The following is a 17,918-nucleotide window of genomic DNA, read 5'->3' as shown; positions in this document are numbered from 1 at the left end:
ATCTTATAAATAATTGAAAAGTTGAAAACTATTTTAGATAATGTACTAGGTCTGGAACCTAGTCTTGTATCCCTCTATATTGTTTATAAGAACTTTCATGAATGAAATGTTTCTTAGACAATCTAAAGTCCTTTTTAATTAAACCATTTAGTACCTGTTGCACAAATAAATATGTATTAGTTACTGATCTAACTATATCTTTATAATTGTACTCAATTGGAAATGATTCTATATAATCTACTTGTTCAAATACTTTTTTTTCTATATGAAAAGGGATCATCCTTCCGTCTGCTGTATAATGAGGTCGAAATCCTAAGTCATTGTAATGTATTATTATATCTCGCGGTACAACAATGTCTCTGATCCAAAGGTGATACTCATCATTAATGTACTTCAATACAGGACATTGTTCTTTCATCTTAAAAACTGTCCCCATTAGACCACTTGTTTTTCCTGTAACAGGATCAATACGACCGAAAGTAGTTTCTAAAGAGAAGCCAGAGTAAAAAAAAGACATTATAGCAACTAATCTATCCAACAATCCTTTAATGGAAGAAAAAATAGATTGAATCTCGATGTTAAATTTAACAATGAGTGTATCAACATCCTCTAAATTTTCTTTATTTAGGCTTCTAACATTATATTCATTCAAATGTTCTAAGTAATTATTCAAATGATATGCTGGTGCTAAAAATGAATTAGTTGAACTCTCTAAAAAATATGAGAGTGGCGAGTGCAATTCGGACCAAAGTACATCAAGTCCTTCAGCTTTTTCCTTTGTATAAAATTCATTTGAAATTGTCTCAAGATTACTTAACATCTTTTCAAGATCTATTCTTAAATCCAAAAATAGATTTATCTTTTCTACTTTTAATTCTCCTGATCTTATTGCTTGACCAATTTGATCTAATTCATTATAAATTTGTAAAAAACTTTTACTTTCTTCCATTTTAACTTTCTCCTTTTAATAATTTTTTATTACCATCTCCACATATCTGATGTATTTACCTTATAACTATTTGAGATAGCAAAACCATCTAGATCAGGTAGAATGGTTTCTGTTCTTATATCAAATGATTCTATTAATATTTGCCTCATTATCTTTTTCAATTTTGGCGAAATTGCGATGAATAAACTCTTGTCTTTCCCTGTAGGGATTTTCAAACTTCCAGTAGATTCTGAAGTAATTTCACTATACAGAAATACGGCGTGTTGTGCTGCAATTCTCGGAGATACTACAGGTGGTTCAATAACAAAAGGATGATTATAGTTTGTTATATTTCCAATAAAACTCGAATAATCCTTTTTTATTTCTCCCCAAATTTTCCCTTCATTTCCACCTACAAATGATGAATGAATGCCAATCAAAAGTCCGGTTTTATCTGGATTAGAAGTAATACAAAACCACAAGGCAATTAAACAATTTTTCGAAAAATCTACAAGTCTAGTCGCTGCACCATGATGTTGCAATCTTGCAAGCAACTCAAAATCACTTAGCTTTTTACCTTCTAAAAAGTCTAATCCTCTGTGAGAAGCCCTTAAAAGCAGTGACTTTTCATAGTTTTTAATATCACTTTCTCTTATTTCGCTGTTTCCTGAATTCTCTAATCTTCTATAGGCACCGCTATGGATTGGCCATCTTATATCTCCTTGTCCTCTCCAAAATTTCACATTGCATCCAACTTGGTTCATTTCAATTGTTATAAGTTCCATTAATTCATAAAAGTTTTCAGGTTCTCTAATCTTTCCAAATATTTCACTTTCAAAATACTTCATTTCATCCCCCATCCATTTCCTTTCGTCTAACCATGATTTAGATTGTGTCATAATTATACCCCCTTCTTAACTCTTCTCATTTAATACATATTTTTCAATTCAAATAATGAGATGTTAAGTCCATAATCATTTAAAATTTCACTTTTTAAGTAATAAAGTCTTTCAAGTAAATCATTAATATCTGCTTTTCTTGCATGATGAATTTGTCTATGACAATTTGGACAAAGTGAAACAATATTCCCAGGTACATCAAGACTCCATTTAAAATGCTTTTGTAAGTTTATTGGAATTAAATGATGTCCCTCTACAAAGTTTTCACCTGAGATATTAGAAACGAATGTTTGATGAGTCGGATTAATTTCACAAACATACTTTGCATTTACTATAGCTTCTTTTGCGATTGCTGCATTCCTTTTCCACTTATTACTACCATTTGAGGTTTGCATACTAGGTATCGAAATTGGTCTTCTTGGAGTACTTGATGGTGGACTCAGTAAAATATCCGTTTGAAATTGGGTATCTTCAAGTACTTCTTTATTTAAAAGGTAATCAATTATTTCATCCGTTGTTCTATTTCCCATCTGTATCTTTAGTTGTTTATAGATTTGAAGTAAGGAATGCAAATCTGAAATTAACTCACTTTCGTTTGGAATATCATTTGCCGGATAGTATTTTCCGCAAATATGGGCTGTTTCATAGTTTTTGCTATTGGGAGTATTAGAAGCTAAATGAATATCTTCAGTTGGAAAATCCGCACTAGAATAATTAAGAGTTTCCCTAACCTTGTTTGCAATTTCCGTCATTTTCCCCCGTGGTTTGCGATTCTTATATTTGGTACTAATATAGGTAGTACCTTGATTAAGAGAAAGATACACTCCTTTAAGGTCTCTTCGAAATAGATAAACAATATAAAATCCTTTCATTGCTGATTCAGTAATTTCCCTATCAAAAATACTCACCCAAGGTGTTCCGGTCCATTTTCCTGCACCAACAGATGCCTCAACTTTATATTCATTTATGTTTAATTGTAAGTCACTGGCTATTATCTCTGGTATTGATCTTGTAATATAGTTTGATAGATCATAACTTGTTGGCTTAAAAGAAAGTTTTGTTAGATCAGAATAACCTTCTAATATATTTAAAATCCAATCTCTCATTAAATTAATCCCCTTACTTAAAGGTATTTTTTTACAACCCATTTTGATTTTAGCACTACTTTCTTAAAATGGTTGAATAATACAAAAAATGATACGAATTTTTTAGAAACTTCTTTTGTAGGGACCAGGTAGAATCACACAGCGATTATTCAATAGTTTAATTCAAATTCATGTTTTTTCTTTAAGGCAACTCTGTTTTTAATCACCACAGATTATATACGGAATAGATCTACAAAACAGACCAATCCGGACCGAGATTTAAAAAATTATTAAAAATTTTTGGCAGACCTCTTTTGCCGGGTCCTGTCCCCCCGGGTCCCCCGGGTCCCCCGTGTGCCGGGTATGGGTAGGCTGCTGATCTTTGCCTGTTTTGGGTGTGTTGGTGGGTGTGTTGGTGGTGCTGCTGCCTGGCGGCTGCTTGCTGCTTGGCCTTGCCTGGCTGCCTTGCCTGTGCCTGCTGCTTCGCCTGGCTGCTGCTTGGCCTTGTGCTTGGCCTTCGCCTGTGCTGCATGGCTGCGTGTGCTGCTGTGCCTGGCTGTGTGGCCTGGCCTGTGGCTGCTGCTGTGCTTGGTGCTGTGGGTGCTGTGCTATGGGGTGCTATATAAGTTTTATTGGTATTCAGGGATGAGGTTTAAGATAAAAGAAGTCTAAACTTTATAAGGCTAGACAAATCCTTGGTTAATTTATAATCAAGCACGAGAAAAAAGGGATTTAACATAGAATTTAATCCATAACCACCGTTTTTTGGGGAATAAGAGGAAAATAATTCTTTTTGTCGAAATTTATCATTAGATTATTGTGAGGTGAATGAAGTTATGGAAAAACAACAATATAGAACTAGGGTTTATTGTAGAAAATGTAAAAATGAAAATAAACATTATATCTTGGCAAAACATACAATCGGAGAGGAAGATTCTGAATGGAATTATTATTGGACAGAAGATTATATGATAGTTGAATGTATGGGGTGTGAAACGGTTACCTTCATAAAAGAATATGACGATCCATCTTTACACTTCTTTCACCCTGAGGAAGACGTACATATTGATATAGATGACATTACAATTTATCCACCTAAACCATTAACTAATAAAGATAACCACTATGATATTATAGATTTCCAACATTTGCCTGAATTATTAAAGGAATTATATAGACAAGTAATAGCTAATTATCAAATGAAATATTATTTAATGGCTGCAGCTGGTCTAAGAATGATAATTGAAGGTATTTGCAATGATTTGTCTATAAAGGATGGTTATGTAACAGATGAAGAAACTGGAAAGGTATTATTAACAAAAGATAATAAACAAGTTAGAAGTGGAAACTTAAATGGTAGAATAAATGGTCTTGCTGAAAATGGAATACTTGCTGAAAGACAAACAGTTATTTTACATATCATTAGAAAGTTGGGTAACCAAACAGTACATAAGTTAAATAATCCTAGCGGTAAGATAATAGTTGAAGGATTAGAGATTGTTGAACATACTTTTAGAAACATTTATGAATTAAAGAAGTATGATACATTAAAGGATAAATATTTAAAAAACACAAAAAAATGATCATTAGAATGAAATTAAAAATCATTTGAGAATGATTTGTTAGAAATATGCTTAGCTGCCCTAAATAAAAGGCTTACACTATAACTACTGTGTAGCCTTTTTATTTGCACGTATTAAAGTGCTTTTACTAATGCCAGTCATGTTTTCAACTTCTTTATAACTATTTGTTTCTAAAAGCTTTAAAGCATGATTTATTTGTTTTATACTGAACTTTTTTGGCCGGCCCTCTTTAAAATCCTTTCGTAGTTTAGCTATAGCTTTACCTTCCTGAGTACGTTCTACAATCAAGTTTCTTTCCATTTCAGCCACAGCTAACAAAGTTGTTAAAAAGAACCTCCCCATAGTTGTGTCTTCTAAAAGTCCCACATTTAAAACGTGAACCCTAACACCTTTGGAAAATAGGTTTCTTACTATCTCAATTCCTTCTACAGTATTCCTAGCTAGTCTATCCAATTTAGTAACAACCAGCGTGTCACCTTCTTCTAATAGTGTTAAAACTACTTTAAGTTGTGGTCTATCAGATTTAGTACCTGTAAACTTTTCAGAGTAAATCTGGTCACAGTTTTCTTTTTGTAACGCTGATAATTGTACTTTTAATTCTTGTGAAACAGTGCTTACTCGTGCGTACCCGAATTTCATATGTATTAGCCTCAATTCCACTCATTATTTATGACTATAAGTTATGACACCTTCTCAAGTCTTGATTTTACAGTGTATTAAATTCGGTGTCAATACTATTGAGTTATGACACTATTTTTGAATTTTTAAAAAGCAGATCCAGACTGCTGCTTGTCATTACATGACATTTACAAGATGCAAAACCATGATTGAAGTAGGGAACAGATCCCCTAACAATTTATTAGGATGACAATTCTTCCGTAATTTTTGTATGTAACCTTATAGATTGTCTTTACTTTTTCAAGGAGTATAAACAAACACCGGCCCTATTACTGTATACTTTAGTACCCAACTAGAGAGTGGTTTATATGAATGGATTGTATTTTGTCAACCTTTTCTGAATGGATAAAAACAATCGCCTGACTTTTTCCGGGTGATTTATCCCCAACTCTTTACCCCATTCCCTATAGCTTCTGCTTGGATAGTCATATATAAGATACAATAGCTTTCTTTCCTGTTCATTCAATTCAACAGCTGCAAGCATCTCGGCTACTGTTTGCTTATATAGAAGTTGTTTTTCAATTTCAAGATTATTATCCGGCCAAACACTCTCGAAATCCTCAGAGAGTGAAGCAGATTTATACCAATCACCATGTTTAATTGTATATAAGCAACTTTTAATAAAGTCAATCATGCGAGTTTTCCAATAAAGTTCTAAAGTTTCAACCAGGGTAAACTCCGTGTCATCTACCCATATTTCATAATAATCAATAGCGTCATAGGTTATCTTCCAAAGTTCAGCTTCAAAATCATGAAATGATAGTCTTACATATTTATATTTTTTTTCTAGCCAGTTTGCCTTTTTTTCAATAGTAAATTCTAAAGCACTATATAACTTACTATGGTCATATTCATAGTACCCGTTTGGTAACTTTACAAGTTCTGAATTTCTGAATAAATCCTGTATTTTCCATATCCATTTTACTTTTGAAGACGAATATTTTCCATTTATTCTTTTCCTTATTTTAATCTGCAGTTCTTGATATGAATCTGCCTTTAAAATATTTGATCTGATAATTTCGCCGCCAATTTTATACAGTCTTTTTTCCATTGTATTCTCCTTCGTATTTATATGAAGGACAAATAGAATGTATATAGTGTTATACCTATAGGTGTTCCACCTACCCTATACATGTTTATATTCGATATATATTTCAATTTGTCACTTCATTTGAGTAACGTTATAAAACTTTTTTTCAGACAAAAAATTGATGGCACTATGAATGTTGTAAGAATAAAAGGATATTGTCTGTTTTTCAAACCCCTTACGTTATTGACAGTGAGATGGTAACAGAAAAGCATTTGGAACTACTGCAACCTTCAAAAAAATTATGAGGTGATTAATTTGGTAACAACAAAGCTAAAAGGAATATCAGCATTGGAAAGGTCCTTCAATAAGCAAATGGCTAAGGAAATGGAGGAATTGTGAATTAAATATATTATTGAATTCAACGAAGAGGGTAATGAAAATTTTGTTATGTTTAGGCTTGTTTAAAGTGTTGGGTTTACTAAGGTATTTAGAGAAATTGTAGCTGGGAATGCAAAAGATGATTTCACTGTAATAAATGAAGCTAAGTCTATAGCATTATTCGATAACTTCTTGGAAATTATCAGAAACTACTCTTGGCCCAGTAGAGTTTGCCTTTTTGATTTGTTAAGTATTTTATATGGACCGAAACATGAAAGTCGCAAAACTAAAAGTGATAACCAATTTTTATGGAATAGATTTATCGATAAATATCCAAGAGATTTCCCTCTAATATTACAGTTTAATAACAAAAAAGAGTTCTAATAGAACTTTCACCTATCTAAGCGTAATAGGGATTGTAAAGGCGAGTTTAAACAAGTCTTTCAACAAGTTAAAGCCATACCTTAATTGTCTAATATAAAGCCTGAAAAAATCAGACTTATATTAAGCTTTTTAGGTACCAAAGGAGATCATGGATGAACAATTATAGTAAACACACCATTTTGGAACTTTTAGACCCAGTCACTATTAAGGCTGTTACAGCACTTTATCAGCTTCGTTTAAAACATATTGGCTACAGACTAAATTGCACACCCCAAGCCGTTAAATATAATCTCGACAATGATAGTTTTAAACAGTGGCAAAAAGAGAAAATTCTTGATCTATTTATGGATCACGGCATAGAAGTGGCTGAATTAATACTAATAAACTCAATGGCCATTAAGAAAGGGAAAAATTATGAAATACATTGAAGCAATCCTGAAAGAATTGAAGGAATATGCTGCCGAATTTACGGGAGAGGTAATTAGTAAAGAGGAATTCAACTTAAAAATGGATCTGCTGATCAGAAAGATTGATCGTATTGAAATCAACTTTATTGATACTAAATTAGGTTTGCAGCCAAATATCTTTAATCAACTTCTATTCCAACGAAAATTCAAAGCGACTGAAGCTTTAAGAGATCTGCAGCAGCAGGATCGAAAACGAGTTTTCAATGCTAAAACAAGAAAGATTCTGGCAAATAAGCTATATTTTCTTTCCCTGTACCACACGCTAAAACACAATATCAGCAAATATCAATTCAGGGAAGGTAAATCGGATATAGATCTTAACATTCAAATACTTATAGAAGGAGATCAGGACCATGAATGAACGACTACAATACATTCGAGACTATTTTAAAAATCAAAGAATTAAGGTTGAAATAAAGGCTTTCTATTCAAAAAATCTTAAAGGACATACACGCATTTATCGTTTTACGGGAACACGTGCAGGCATTAAATTTAAAGATGGTTTAGCGGAGATTGATCGCAACGATCTGCCGAAACTGGTAGAACTATACCCGGAACTAATCATACATGAAAAGGAGTAAGATTATGACTGTTAAAAAGAAAGTGGCTGCATTTATCGCCAAGTATAACGAAAAAACAAAATCTATAAATGACCAGATCCAGGAAACATCCAAACGCCTTGAGGATCTATCATTAGAAATTCAATTCATTAAAGAAAAAGAGATCCCTGAAGCTGTTCAAAGACGAGTTTTCACAGGTGATCGTTCCCAGGAAGCAAAGATCAGGAAAACACTTGAAAAGCTGCAAGTTGAATATCAGGAGAAAAGTGAAGATTTAATCGTTATTCAAAACTTGCTTTTACTATATAAGCAGCAAGCAGCTGACGAGATCAGGCCTCTACAAAAGTTATTTTTTGAAGAAAACAACATGGTCTGCGATGAAGCTTATGAACGAATGGTGAAAGCTAGAAAAGTTTATACTTTAGCTGTTCTTAAAGAAACTGAGATCCTACACGATTATAGGGATATTAATCGACAAATCCAAGAGATAGAAGTCATTGCTGGCCGCCGTCAATATGCAGAAACAGTATTCCCAATTGATTCGTTAAAGTTAAAGGATTTATCTATAGATCTTGATGAAATAACAAGGATTGCTAAAAGGTTTAGGTAATGTAAGGTGCTACACTAAAAAAGGCCCACCTAATTTGGCAAAACTTACGCCTCTTAGGATGGGACCTTTTTTAAAGTAACGTGTCTTTAAATAGCCAAATAATTAAACCGACTACTACCTTTGAAACTACATCAGCCCAAAATCTTTTGCTGATAAAGTTTCGTTTAAAACGAGTGAAGAATGGTTTCATACTTAATTACCCTCCGAGTCTTATTCGGCGTAGTTGGGTAAGGGAAAAACAGCCTATCTTGTTTTGATTTAAAGTTAGCCTATTTGTTTTTACCACTCTTCACTATTTTTTACCTATCAATTTTTATTGTCCGCCCCTACTTTTTTCTTCTCATTTGGGCTTTTTTGGTTATAGGATTTGTTTTATTTTTATCAGTGGATTTTTGTTTGAGTTAACGGCTTGTAAATGGTTTATTTTTATTTTTAGACTTGATATAAACCCCGTGTCTTCCACACCGTACTTTTATTATATTTTAAATCTAAAGAACTTGTCTACTAAAAAGTTCCATTTTTTTTAATTCCATGTGATCTAATACACATTCTTTAAAAATCTAAACTTTCTAATGTCTGAAATAGTGCCTTGTTTCGTTACTAATTTGGAAAGATGTTTTCCACTAAAAAACAAGGAGGATTTTTTAATGTTAAGTAGATACGAAAAGGAAACAATAATTATCTTTAATGAGGCTGAAGAAGAAGCGATAATATCCACCTTATCAAATGGTGTGGTAGATCGATTTATAAAAGCTGGTTACGAACCTGAAAAACTTGATAAAGATAGCTATAGGTTTAGGGTTTCTAAGGAAAGTATCAAAGTATTAATTCTAGGTGATAAAAGGAAAGGATTCTATCCCTCTGGCAAGAACATTTAAAGTTTATTTTAAGCTGTTCTACCCTTCTTTCCCAATAGGGTAAAATGGCTTTTCTTTTTTTCAGATACTTGTACCCTTCCATGGTTGATCACTTCATTAAATTCTACTATCTCAGTTCAACAGTTTTTTTGCTTCTTTCAAACCATAAGAGTACTGTTTACTTTTACAAATCTTATCCACCATAAACGATTCATCAAGTCCTACTTCTTTAAATAGAATTAGCGTTGCAATTGCCCGTAATCTTTGAATCGCAAAATACTTATCATAAGGTTCTGTTAGTAGATGTTTTTTCTTATCGGAATCATAATGTGTTAAGTAGTTCCTGGTTTCAACCATTTGCCTTACAAATTTATCAACATCTTCTTCAGTTCCAACTAGCATGGTTCTAGTGCTTTCTTCAAAGTTGTTAATTAACTCTTTAATTCTCTGTGCAAGGGAATATTCATTACCATAGTTAACTTTATCACTGATAATCTTTGTGAAATCTTCAGGAAAGTTTTCTTTTAAATGTTGTTTTAATTCTTTGATTAGTGCACGGTATTCTTTCTTATCGTATACTTTACCATCGTACATATTTCTGTGATATATTTCTAAAACCTGTATTGTATTTAAAAATGTAGTATTGATGTAAATATCCTTGTAAAATTCATCAAAGTGCAAGTCATATACTACTTCTAATTTGTCGTGCTTTTCAAACCAATGGTTTAAAATATTTGATAAATGGTGTTCAACATCATTAAAGTTCACTATAACATCTGACCAATTAAATTTCTTTTTAAGCTTTGATTTGTCTTGACCAAAAAAATAAAAATATTGTTTTCTTACATAATCATCAGAATTTCTAAGTTTTTCTTTTTCACCATAAAAAACAAGACTGTCAAAGTATAATGGATGTCCAATAAACAGGTGGAATAAATTCTTTAATAAATACATGTTTGTTCGATACCATTGCAAATTTTGGTTTTCATCGGGGATAATTTTAATCCCACTTTTATTAGTCCATAATATTCTTTCAGATAAATCAGGGATAAAGTTTAAATAATGTGTTTCTTCAATGGTAGCACTAATACTATCTACATAATGTTTGAATGTATCTACACCACTGTATTTAACTTCTTGTTCAGCCAATATTGAAGTTTCTTGTTCGTAGGTTGATTTATATTTAAATATAGGTCTGCTTAGCCATTGGGTAAAATAAGAAGTGTTAACTTTCAATCCATAAAAATGCATTTCCTCTTCTGAATTAAAATAACCACCGACTAAAAACGACTGAATTGAAAATGTCTGTGTTTTAAATCCTGGAATGCTTGATTGTGAGTTCTTTACAGTAACATTTAAAAGGGTAAACTCTTCTCCTTTATCTGAAAAGCCATGAATCACATCGTACTTTTCATCAAGTAATGAAAATGCATCCGAACTAAAAGAACCAATTAACTCTAAATGTATACCTCGTTCTTTATAAAACAATATACCTGCAGTGTCATACTTTTTTCCCCCTGGTATCCACCAATACCCTTTAATTTCAAATTCATCAAACATAGTTTGCTTCTTTGCTTTTGTGCCAGCCATTTTATCCCCCATTCCTTCTTAATTCCTTAACATGCATAGTGTATTCAATTATATCTCATAAACCGAGTTAATTGGTATAATTTAACTGTTGTTCAGATTAGCAAAATCATCATTTTCTGTACCTGAAAACAATAAAAGGTATTGCTTTTTCTTTTGCTTTTTACCTGAATTTTTTGGATGGGTGGAAAACGGCTGGACTCAAAAACGTCTACCTTTTAGCTAACAGATAATAAAAATTCTGAAAGCTTAAAGCAGACGTCCATGAACTACTGAATTTCCCTTCAGGGATTGTATCCGTTTGTTCACCCCTATTTAAACGCTAGTTTTCACCACAATGAACTTTTTACATACAAAGCTTGTCCTGCATGCTGATCTTCTTTGTTCATCACTACCTGCACCTTAATGCACCAAGCAACCACCCGAACCGATTATGTGCGTTCTCCACAAAGACTTTCCAAGCAGAAACAGGGAACTGCTTTTAATGGAAACGCTGAACATTCTGCATTTGCTTCAGCTAACATATCAAGGTTAGTTTTACTTGCTATTATTAGGCATTCCAGCAAGTGAACTACCATCAAACCTTTTTTCAAAAAAGGCAATACTTAAGACGCCTTGCATCATCAAAATTTTTTCGATAAAATGAAGGTAATTAAAGCTGATAGTGTTCAGCTATTCAGTTTTATAAGCTTGTTTTACTTGGTCACGTGCGGGAACACGTGGCTTTTTTACATTAATCTTTAATCGAGTGACATAGGTGTAATAATGCCAAAGCTATTGCTTCTGCATCCCTCACACCAATTGAAATTACCACAATCTTCTTCTTTAATTTTTCATTTGTAACTTCCAATAGAATTGAATCGTCTTTACACTTATTGTCTAGTGAGTTTCGGTAAACTTCTTTTGCATCTGAAATCTTAAAATAATTACTATCCACTGATACATATACGCCTTTTTCTTTTGTGTTGTATGCCTTATAATTTGGAACCATGGTTCTTCCCCCTTCTAGATCTTTAAATTATTTAAAGGTGAATGTTTTTGATACTTCTGACCAATTTCTTTATCTGTAAAATCTAAATATGCTTTTTGTGTAACTTCCACACTGGAATGTCCTAAAATACGTGATAAAGATACCCAATCACCTCCGTTTAGCAAATAGTACTTTGCAAAATTGTTTCTTAACTGGTGCGGATGAATTGGTACTGCTACCCTCTTACCCGCATCCCTTAGTGACTTCTCGAAATTCCTAACTTCTAATTCAGTCCCACGTATTGTAGGAAACATAAAATCACTATTTGAATAGCGGTCATGGTACAATAACCATCTTTTTAGATCACTGGACATCTTAAACGAGAAATACACATAACGCTGCTGCCGATTTTTAGGATTATCAATCAAAATCGCTTTGTTTTTAAAATCAAGATTATCTGCTTTAAGTGATAAACATTCTGATATTCTCATGCCGGTATCTAGCAGTAATCGTGTTACAATCCAGTTCCTATAGCCGTGAAAGGTTGTTGTATCAAACTGCCTTAACACCTTTACTATTTCTTCACTGGTCAATAATGCTTTTTGTTTTCGTAAAGGTTTTATATTCTGTATGTTTTCGACCGGATTTACCTTTATTTCTCTTTCTACGCTATACAAATAGTTAAAAAACACTTTTATATTACGAAGGTAATTAGCAACTGTTGTGTCGCTAATCGGTTTGTTAAAATCGTTCCTATGATCAGGATGATTTACCTTTGTAGAAGCATTATTTGAAACCACGGTATACTTCCCACGTTCTCTTAAGTATTTAATGTAATGTCTAATATGTGCAGATTTCACTTTACCTACTTCATTGATTTGAAATTGTTCTTCCATGTACAGAACAAATAAACGTAAGGTCTGTTCATAACTACTTAATGTTTTTTTAGACAAATTCTTACTTGAACAGTACAACATGAAATTGTCCATTTGCAGTTCAATATCAGATAACAACAAAAAAAGACACCATCCTTTACTGGTAAATTTACATACCAATAAAAAATGATGTCTTTCGGTAAACAAACGTTTTATTTATAGGTTCAAAAAGAAGTTTATCGGTCAAATTGCATTGAATAACAATTATTGGATAAGTCCTTTAAAACCAGTATTATCAACGGGTAAGTATTTATGCCATAACTTTATGTTCGATTCGAAGTTTATCCGCGACCATCGCGATGAACTCTGAATTCGTAGGTTTTGCTTTTGACATGGATACTGTATAGCCAAACAATGATGAAATGCTATCGATGTTTCCACGACTCCATGCTACTTCAATCGCATGACGTATAGCACGTTCAACACGGCTAGAGGTTGTATTGAATTTTTTCGCGATATCTGGATAAAGGACCTTCGTGATTGATCCTAATAGTTCAATATCATTGTATACCATAGAGATCGCTTCTCTTAAGTACATGTATCCTTTAATATGAGCGGGAACCCCGATTTCATGAATGATACTTGTGATGCTCGCATCCAGATTGCGCGGTTTATTGTTAATTGTAGATTGAAAGTTATTTCGACTGTTTCCGGACGCACGCTGAACAGTTGATTTCTCTGCTCCACAGATCTGACGGATCTGACTTGCCAGATTGTCCATATCGAATGGCTTTAGAATAAAGTATGATGCACCTAAGTCTACGGCTTTTTTCGTTACATCTTCCTGACCAAACGCCGTTAACATGATAACATTCGGCTGTGGTAGATCATCGCTAGATCTGATCTTCTCAAGCACAGCTAATCCATCTAAATGAGGCATGATAATATCAAGAACTAATACATCAGGATCTTTATTCTCTAAAACGGACAAACATTCTTGACCGTTGTAAGCTACCCCGATTACCTCCATATCATCTTGACTTGAAAGATACTCCCTCAAAAGACTAATCAGTTCACGATTATCATCAGCTAGACAAACTTTAATTTTTTGCACCATTATTTCCTCCCCATCCAACAATTTCTTGTTTTTCCCAATGTAACATTTCAACAATAAATCTTAAATCCCTTTATTTTGTTTTAAATTTTTTAAAATTATTTTGTTTTTGCAGCAGATAGAGCTATTTTCTTCAATTTACTTTGAATTTCGACAGTTATTATATTTACGGAAGTTCTTTTGTCGAATTTTCTTTATATCCCTCATTATACAAAATTTTCATAGGATTGTCTAAATTATCTAAAAAGTAAAAGAAAATCATCAAAAAAAAACCGGTAAAGTTCAACCGGTTTCGTTCATTTAACTCGCTTGTTTTGCATCTTTATAGATGTCTACTCCTGCTTCATCAAGCATCCACTCGATATGAACCCCGTAACCTGATGTTGGGTCATTTACAAATACGTGCGTAACTGCTCCAATAATCCTACCGTTCTGAATGATCGGGCTTCCACTCATTCCTTGAACGATCCCACCGGTAATTTTTAAAAGCTCGGGATCTGTAATTTTAATGACCATTCCTTTTGTAGCGGGAAACTTTTGCGGCACAGAGCTTACGACATCAACATCGAATTCTCTAACCTTCGACCCGTTAACTACAGTCAGAATCTTTGCCGGACCTTCTTTTACCTGATGAGATAGGGCGATTGGCAATGGTTTATTCCAGTCCCCATTCGATAAACTGTCGTTTAACTTTCCAAAAATTCCAAAAGGGCTGTTTTTTGAAATATCCCCTAAAACTCTTTGGTCATTGGAAAAACGCGCAAGCTTTTCTCCTGGATGGCCGTTCGAACCTTTTTCTATGGAAGTCACGGTAGACCCTAGGATTTCTCCGTTGTTTACCTTAATTGGCTTTTTCGTATCCATATCTGAAATAACATGACCAAGTGCTCCATATTTAAATGATGCTGGATCAAAAAACGTAAGTGTTCCCACCCCAGCTGCTGAATCGCGAATATATAGTCCTATGCGATATGACTGATCATTCTTGTCTTGCAGAGGAGTAAGTGTTTTATGAAACGTTTTACCATCTCGAATGATGGTTACATCTAAAGGACTTCGAGTTTCCCCAGATTGTTTAACAAATGGACTTACATCTCCCATTTTTTTAATATTTTTTCCGTTGATTTTGGTAATAATATCTCCTACTTGAATATCGGCAATTTCACCCGGAGATTGTTTTCCAGCTGTTGTATTTACAAGGTGATGTCCCACAATCAGAACCCCTAGAGTATTTAGCTTCACTCCTATTGATTGTCCACCTGGTACTACCTTTAGATCGGATAAAACTTTTACATTCATCTTTTTTATGGGAAAACTTGCTGCTTCGAGAGTTGCCATGCTATCACCGTTTGTTTTGGCTTGTATCGAAACTTTATGTTCGCTTTCCATTGCGGTCGTATAAATATTTGCTTCTTCCTGTTTCATGTTTGTGCCAACAGGAAGGGCTTGTAAGACATGCTGTCCTTCAAAAAAGGTAATCGATTCAGGCAATGCTACATATTCACGCACAGGAGTCAAAAAACCGATTCCCACTAAACTTCCAAGGAGAATAACGCCGATCATTCGCCGAAGTAAATCCTTATACATCATACACTCTCCTCGCTCCTAGCTCACACCCTCACCATGGCTGTACCTTTAATTTAGCCTATGGACCATGAGTTTATAACCAAGAAAAAAGAAAAAGCTATTCCTTAAATGGATAGCTTTTTCATGAATAAAGTTTATGATGTCTTTTTGATGGAAGCTGCAAGCTCTAATAATTCTTGAGCATGTTGCCTTGTAAGATCAGTAATCTCAACACCTGAGATCATTCTGCCTATTTCATTCACTTTTTCATCCGTTTTTAGTGTGAGAACTTTTGTAACCGTTCTTCCTTGAAGCGTATCCTTTGAGATGTGAAGATGTGTGTCTGACATCGCTGCAACTTGTGGTAGATGAGAAATACAAAGAACTTGTGAACCTATAGAAACTTTGTAGATCTTTTCCGCGATCGCTTGAGCAACTCGTCCAGAAACCCCAGTATCCACTTCATCAAAGATAATCGCGGTAATCCCTTGATTCTCAGAGAAAATAGTTTTCAATGCTAAGATGATCCTTGAGAGCTCGCCACCTGATGCTACTTTTGATAGTGGTTTGAGCGGCTCGCCAGGATTCGGAGAGATGTAAAATTCTACAGAATCCAATCCAGTCCTCAAAAATTGATCATCTTCAATCCGCTTCATCACAACTTCGAACTTTGTTTTTTCCATATAAAGTTCTTTTAGCTGTTGCTGGATGCTGTTTTTTAAGACTTTAGCTGTCTCTGCTCTTCTCTTAGTCAGTTTTTTCCCTGATACCTCAAGTTTAGCTATAAGCTTTTCCTGCTTCTTCTTGAGTTCTTCAATATGATTATCCTTGTTTTGAATGAGTTCTAACTCTTTTTTGATCTTTTCACTATAATCGATCATTTCTTTAACTGAAGAACCATATTTACGTTTAAGCTTACTCAGTTCATCAAGACGTGATTCGATGCTGTTAAGCCTTTCCGGGTTGTATTCTAAGGAATCAAACATGTCCCGAATCTTATATGTAAGCTCTTCAAGGACATAAAAGCTGTTTCCAAATTGTTCTTCGTCAGCTTTTAAAGACTCATCTAGTGCTGCAACTTGCGAAAAATCAGCAAGTGCACTAGAAACGAGTTCAAGCGCCTTTCCTTCTCCATAAAGATTATGGTATGCATCCTGAAGAGAGCCGTGTATTCTTTCAAAATTTGAAAGCATTCGTTTTTCTTCCTCAAGCTTAACATCTTCATCAGGAATAAGATTGCTACCTGCTATTTCTTGATATTGATATTCGAGCAAATCAATTCTCTGAGCGATCTCTTGTTCATTTCTAGAGAGCTCAGATAGCTGTTTGTTGATTTCTTTATAGTCCTTGAATGTTGATTCGTACGATACCAACTCTTGTTTAAAATCCTTATCACCAAAGCTATCGAGTAAAAAAAGATGCTTATCAGGCTGCATTAAATATTGCGTTTCATGCTGCCCATGTATGTCTACTAATGCCTGTCCGATCTCTTTAAGAACAGACAATGTAACAAGCTTTCCATTTACTCTGCAAATGCTTTTACCGTTCTCTGTAATATCTCTTTTAAGTACAACCATCTCATCTTCATCCGAAATCGTAATTCCAAATTCCTCACATTTATCATACACACGATGACCTGGATGAATATGAAACAAACCTTCTATCTCAGCTTTTTGAGTACCATAGCGTACAAATTCTGTAGAGCCTCTGCCACCGATCAAAAGACCGATCGCATCGATGATGATGGACTTCCCTGCTCCTGTTTCACCTGTTAATACGGTTAATCCTTTACTAAAAGAAACACTCAAAGAATCAATAATAGCAAAATTACGAATACTTAATTCTGCCAGCAATTACATCACACCTTATTTAAAAAATTACAGCATATCTAAAAAGCGCTGCGAAACATCTGAACTAACTTCTTTAGAACGACAAATAATCAAGATTGTATCATCGCCACAGATCGTTCCCATTAAATCTTCCCAATCTAGCTTATCAATTAACGCCCCAATGGCATTTGCATTACCCGGAAGTGTCTTCATAATGATTAGATGATCTGCATAATCAATACTGATAAAGCTGTCAGTCAGCGTTCTTTTTAATTTTTGCAGTGGGTTAAACCTTTGGTCAGCCGGAAGACTGTATTTGTAGCGACCATCGTTCATCGGCACTTTCACAAGATGCAGTTCTTTGATATCTCGGGAAACCGTTGCTTGCGTTACATTAAAGTTTGCTTTCTTGAGCAGTTCCACTAAGTCGTCTTGTGTCTCAATATCATGGTTGCTGATCATTTCACGTATTTTAATATGTCGTTGTCCTTTATTCACTTGTGATTCCACCTCAATTT

At 34.0% G+C, this 17,918-nt stretch carries 18 protein-coding genes; 6 read left to right on the top strand and 12 right to left on the bottom strand.

Annotated elements, in window-relative coordinates:
• Positions 1-58: 58 nt before the first annotated feature.
• The 3 genes from ACFS5O_RS11250 to ACFS5O_RS11240 are packed head-to-tail and all read right to left on the bottom strand — an operon-like array spanning position 59 to position 2,933.
• Positions 59-949, bottom strand: coding sequence for a hypothetical protein (locus ACFS5O_RS11250; protein WP_205726792.1), 891 nt, complete (start codon positions 947-949; stop codon positions 59-61).
• A 29-nt stretch (positions 950-978) separates the two neighbouring features.
• On the bottom strand, positions 979-1,827 hold the full coding sequence (locus tag ACFS5O_RS11245; RefSeq protein ID WP_205726793.1) for an FRG domain-containing protein: 849 nt from the start codon (positions 1,825-1,827) through the stop codon (positions 979-981).
• A gap of 29 nt (positions 1,828-1,856) precedes the next feature.
• Positions 1,857-2,933 (bottom strand): MrcB family domain-containing protein, encoded by a 1,077-nt coding sequence (locus ACFS5O_RS11240; protein ID WP_205726794.1) that lies wholly within the window; start codon positions 2,931-2,933, stop codon positions 1,857-1,859.
• Positions 2,934-3,748: 815 nt separating this feature from the next.
• Between ACFS5O_RS11240 and ACFS5O_RS11235 the strand changes: the two genes are divergently transcribed.
• A complete protein-coding gene (locus tag ACFS5O_RS11235; protein WP_205726795.1) occupies positions 3,749-4,495 on the top strand; it encodes a DUF4145 domain-containing protein in 747 nt (248 codons plus the stop codon).
• Positions 4,496-4,579: 84 nt separating this feature from the next.
• Here ACFS5O_RS11235 and ACFS5O_RS11230 read toward each other — a convergent pair whose 3' ends face one another.
• Both ACFS5O_RS11230 and ACFS5O_RS11225 read right to left on the bottom strand, forming a co-directional pair.
• Positions 4,580-5,134, bottom strand: coding sequence for a recombinase family protein (locus ACFS5O_RS11230; protein WP_205726796.1), 555 nt, complete (start codon positions 5,132-5,134; stop codon positions 4,580-4,582).
• Between the two features lie 343 nt (positions 5,135-5,477).
• Positions 5,478-6,224, bottom strand: coding sequence for a hypothetical protein (locus tag ACFS5O_RS11225; protein WP_205726797.1), 747 nt, complete (start codon positions 6,222-6,224; stop codon positions 5,478-5,480).
• Between the two features lie 893 nt (positions 6,225-7,117).
• Here ACFS5O_RS11225 and ACFS5O_RS11220 point away from each other — a divergent pair.
• The 5 genes from ACFS5O_RS11220 (at position 7,118) to ACFS5O_RS11200 (ending at position 9,480) form a co-directional block, all read left to right on the top strand.
• Positions 7,118-7,393 carry a hypothetical protein gene (locus ACFS5O_RS11220; protein ID WP_205726798.1) on the top strand — a complete coding sequence of 92 codons (276 nt, stop codon included), beginning with the start codon at positions 7,118-7,120 and terminating at the stop codon, positions 7,391-7,393.
• Positions 7,380-7,793 (top strand): hypothetical protein, encoded by a 414-nt coding sequence (locus ACFS5O_RS11215; protein WP_205726799.1) that lies wholly within the window; start codon positions 7,380-7,382, stop codon positions 7,791-7,793. Before ACFS5O_RS11220 ends, ACFS5O_RS11215 begins: the two co-directional genes overlap by 14 nt.
• Positions 7,786-8,013 carry a hypothetical protein gene (locus tag ACFS5O_RS11210; RefSeq protein WP_205726800.1) on the top strand — a complete coding sequence of 76 codons (228 nt, stop codon included), beginning with the start codon at positions 7,786-7,788 and terminating at the stop codon, positions 8,011-8,013. The genes ACFS5O_RS11215 and ACFS5O_RS11210 overlap by 8 nt, the downstream gene beginning before the upstream one ends.
• 4 nt (positions 8,014-8,017) lie before the next feature.
• Entirely contained in the window at positions 8,018-8,602 is a 585-nt protein-coding gene (locus ACFS5O_RS11205; RefSeq protein WP_205726801.1) for a hypothetical protein, read from the top strand.
• Positions 8,603-9,249: 647 nt separating this feature from the next.
• The gene (locus ACFS5O_RS11200; RefSeq protein WP_205726802.1) at positions 9,250-9,480 is read left to right on the top strand and encodes a hypothetical protein; all 231 of its coding nucleotides are present in this window, start codon (positions 9,250-9,252) and stop codon (positions 9,478-9,480) included.
• A gap of 111 nt (positions 9,481-9,591) precedes the next feature.
• Here ACFS5O_RS11200 and ACFS5O_RS11195 read toward each other — a convergent pair whose 3' ends face one another.
• The 7 genes from ACFS5O_RS11195 to ahrC all read right to left on the bottom strand — a co-directional run bounded on the left by ACFS5O_RS11195 (position 9,592) and on the right by ahrC (position 17,898).
• A complete protein-coding gene (locus tag ACFS5O_RS11195) occupies positions 9,592-11,049 on the bottom strand; it encodes an ApeA N-terminal domain 1-containing protein (protein WP_205726803.1) in 1,458 nt (485 codons plus the stop codon).
• Between the two features lie 730 nt (positions 11,050-11,779).
• Complete coding sequence (locus ACFS5O_RS11190; RefSeq protein WP_205726804.1) at positions 11,780-12,037, bottom strand: hypothetical protein; 258 nt, start codon at positions 12,035-12,037, stop codon at positions 11,780-11,782.
• Positions 12,038-12,051: 14 nt separating this feature from the next.
• Positions 12,052-13,005: a tyrosine-type recombinase/integrase gene (locus tag ACFS5O_RS11185; RefSeq protein WP_205727306.1), complete on the bottom strand. Its 954-nt coding sequence runs from the start codon at positions 13,003-13,005 to the stop codon at positions 12,052-12,054.
• 196 nt (positions 13,006-13,201) lie between these two features.
• A complete protein-coding gene (gene spo0A / locus ACFS5O_RS11180; RefSeq protein ID WP_205726805.1) occupies positions 13,202-14,005 on the bottom strand; it encodes a sporulation transcription factor Spo0A in 804 nt (267 codons plus the stop codon).
• A gap of 300 nt (positions 14,006-14,305) precedes the next feature.
• Positions 14,306-15,592, bottom strand: coding sequence for a SpoIVB peptidase (gene spoIVB, locus ACFS5O_RS11175; RefSeq protein WP_205726806.1), 1,287 nt, complete (start codon positions 15,590-15,592; stop codon positions 14,306-14,308).
• 134 nt (positions 15,593-15,726) lie between these two features.
• Positions 15,727-17,424: a DNA repair protein RecN gene (gene recN / locus ACFS5O_RS11170; protein ID WP_205726807.1), complete on the bottom strand. Its 1,698-nt coding sequence runs from the start codon at positions 17,422-17,424 to the stop codon at positions 15,727-15,729.
• Between the two features lie 24 nt (positions 17,425-17,448).
• Entirely contained in the window at positions 17,449-17,898 is a 450-nt protein-coding gene (ahrC, locus tag ACFS5O_RS11165; RefSeq protein WP_144699169.1) for a transcriptional regulator AhrC/ArgR, read from the bottom strand.
• Positions 17,899-17,918: the final 20 nt, after the last annotated feature.

The sequence above is a fragment of the Fictibacillus nanhaiensis genome, assembly GCF_042686385.1.
In the GTDB taxonomy this organism is placed as follows: Bacteria; Bacillota; Bacilli; order Bacillales; family Fictibacillaceae; genus Fictibacillus; species Fictibacillus nanhaiensis.
Note: the sequence above shows the minus strand (reverse complement) of the source record. Positions and strands in the feature narration are given on the sequence as shown.

Bases quoted from the DNA above. Each gene is read 5' to 3' on its own strand.
- ACFS5O_RS11225 (WP_205726797.1), bottom strand. From the start codon at position 6,224: ATGGAAAAAAGACTGTATAAAATTGGCGGCGAAATTATCAGATCAAAT.
- ACFS5O_RS11210 (WP_205726800.1), top strand. From the start codon at position 7,786: ATGAATGAACGACTACAATACATTCGAGACTATTTTAAAAATCAAAGA.
- ACFS5O_RS11215 (WP_205726799.1), top strand. From the start codon at position 7,380: ATGAAATACATTGAAGCAATCCTGAAAGAATTGAAGGAATATGCTGCC.
- ACFS5O_RS11245 (WP_205726793.1), bottom strand. From the start codon at position 1,827: ATGACACAATCTAAATCATGGTTAGACGAAAGGAAATGGATGGGGGAT.
- ACFS5O_RS11190 (WP_205726804.1), bottom strand. From the start codon at position 12,037: ATGGTTCCAAATTATAAGGCATACAACACAAAAGAAAAAGGCGTATAT.
- ACFS5O_RS11200 (WP_205726802.1), top strand. From the start codon at position 9,250: ATGTTAAGTAGATACGAAAAGGAAACAATAATTATCTTTAATGAGGCT.
- ACFS5O_RS11235 (WP_205726795.1), top strand. From the start codon at position 3,749: ATGGAAAAACAACAATATAGAACTAGGGTTTATTGTAGAAAATGTAAA.
- ACFS5O_RS11240 (WP_205726794.1), bottom strand. From the start codon at position 2,933: ATGAGAGATTGGATTTTAAATATATTAGAAGGTTATTCTGATCTAACA.
- ACFS5O_RS11230 (WP_205726796.1), bottom strand. From the start codon at position 5,134: ATGAAATTCGGGTACGCACGAGTAAGCACTGTTTCACAAGAATTAAAA.
- spoIVB (WP_205726806.1), bottom strand. From the start codon at position 15,592: ATGTATAAGGATTTACTTCGGCGAATGATCGGCGTTATTCTCCTTGGA.
- ACFS5O_RS11195 (WP_205726803.1), bottom strand. From the start codon at position 11,049: ATGGCTGGCACAAAAGCAAAGAAGCAAACTATGTTTGATGAATTTGAA.
- ACFS5O_RS11220 (WP_205726798.1), top strand. From the start codon at position 7,118: ATGAACAATTATAGTAAACACACCATTTTGGAACTTTTAGACCCAGTC.
- ACFS5O_RS11250 (WP_205726792.1), bottom strand. From the start codon at position 949: ATGGAAGAAAGTAAAAGTTTTTTACAAATTTATAATGAATTAGATCAA.
- ACFS5O_RS11185 (WP_205727306.1), bottom strand. From the start codon at position 13,005: ATGGACAATTTCATGTTGTACTGTTCAAGTAAGAATTTGTCTAAAAAA.
- ACFS5O_RS11205 (WP_205726801.1), top strand. From the start codon at position 8,018: ATGACTGTTAAAAAGAAAGTGGCTGCATTTATCGCCAAGTATAACGAA.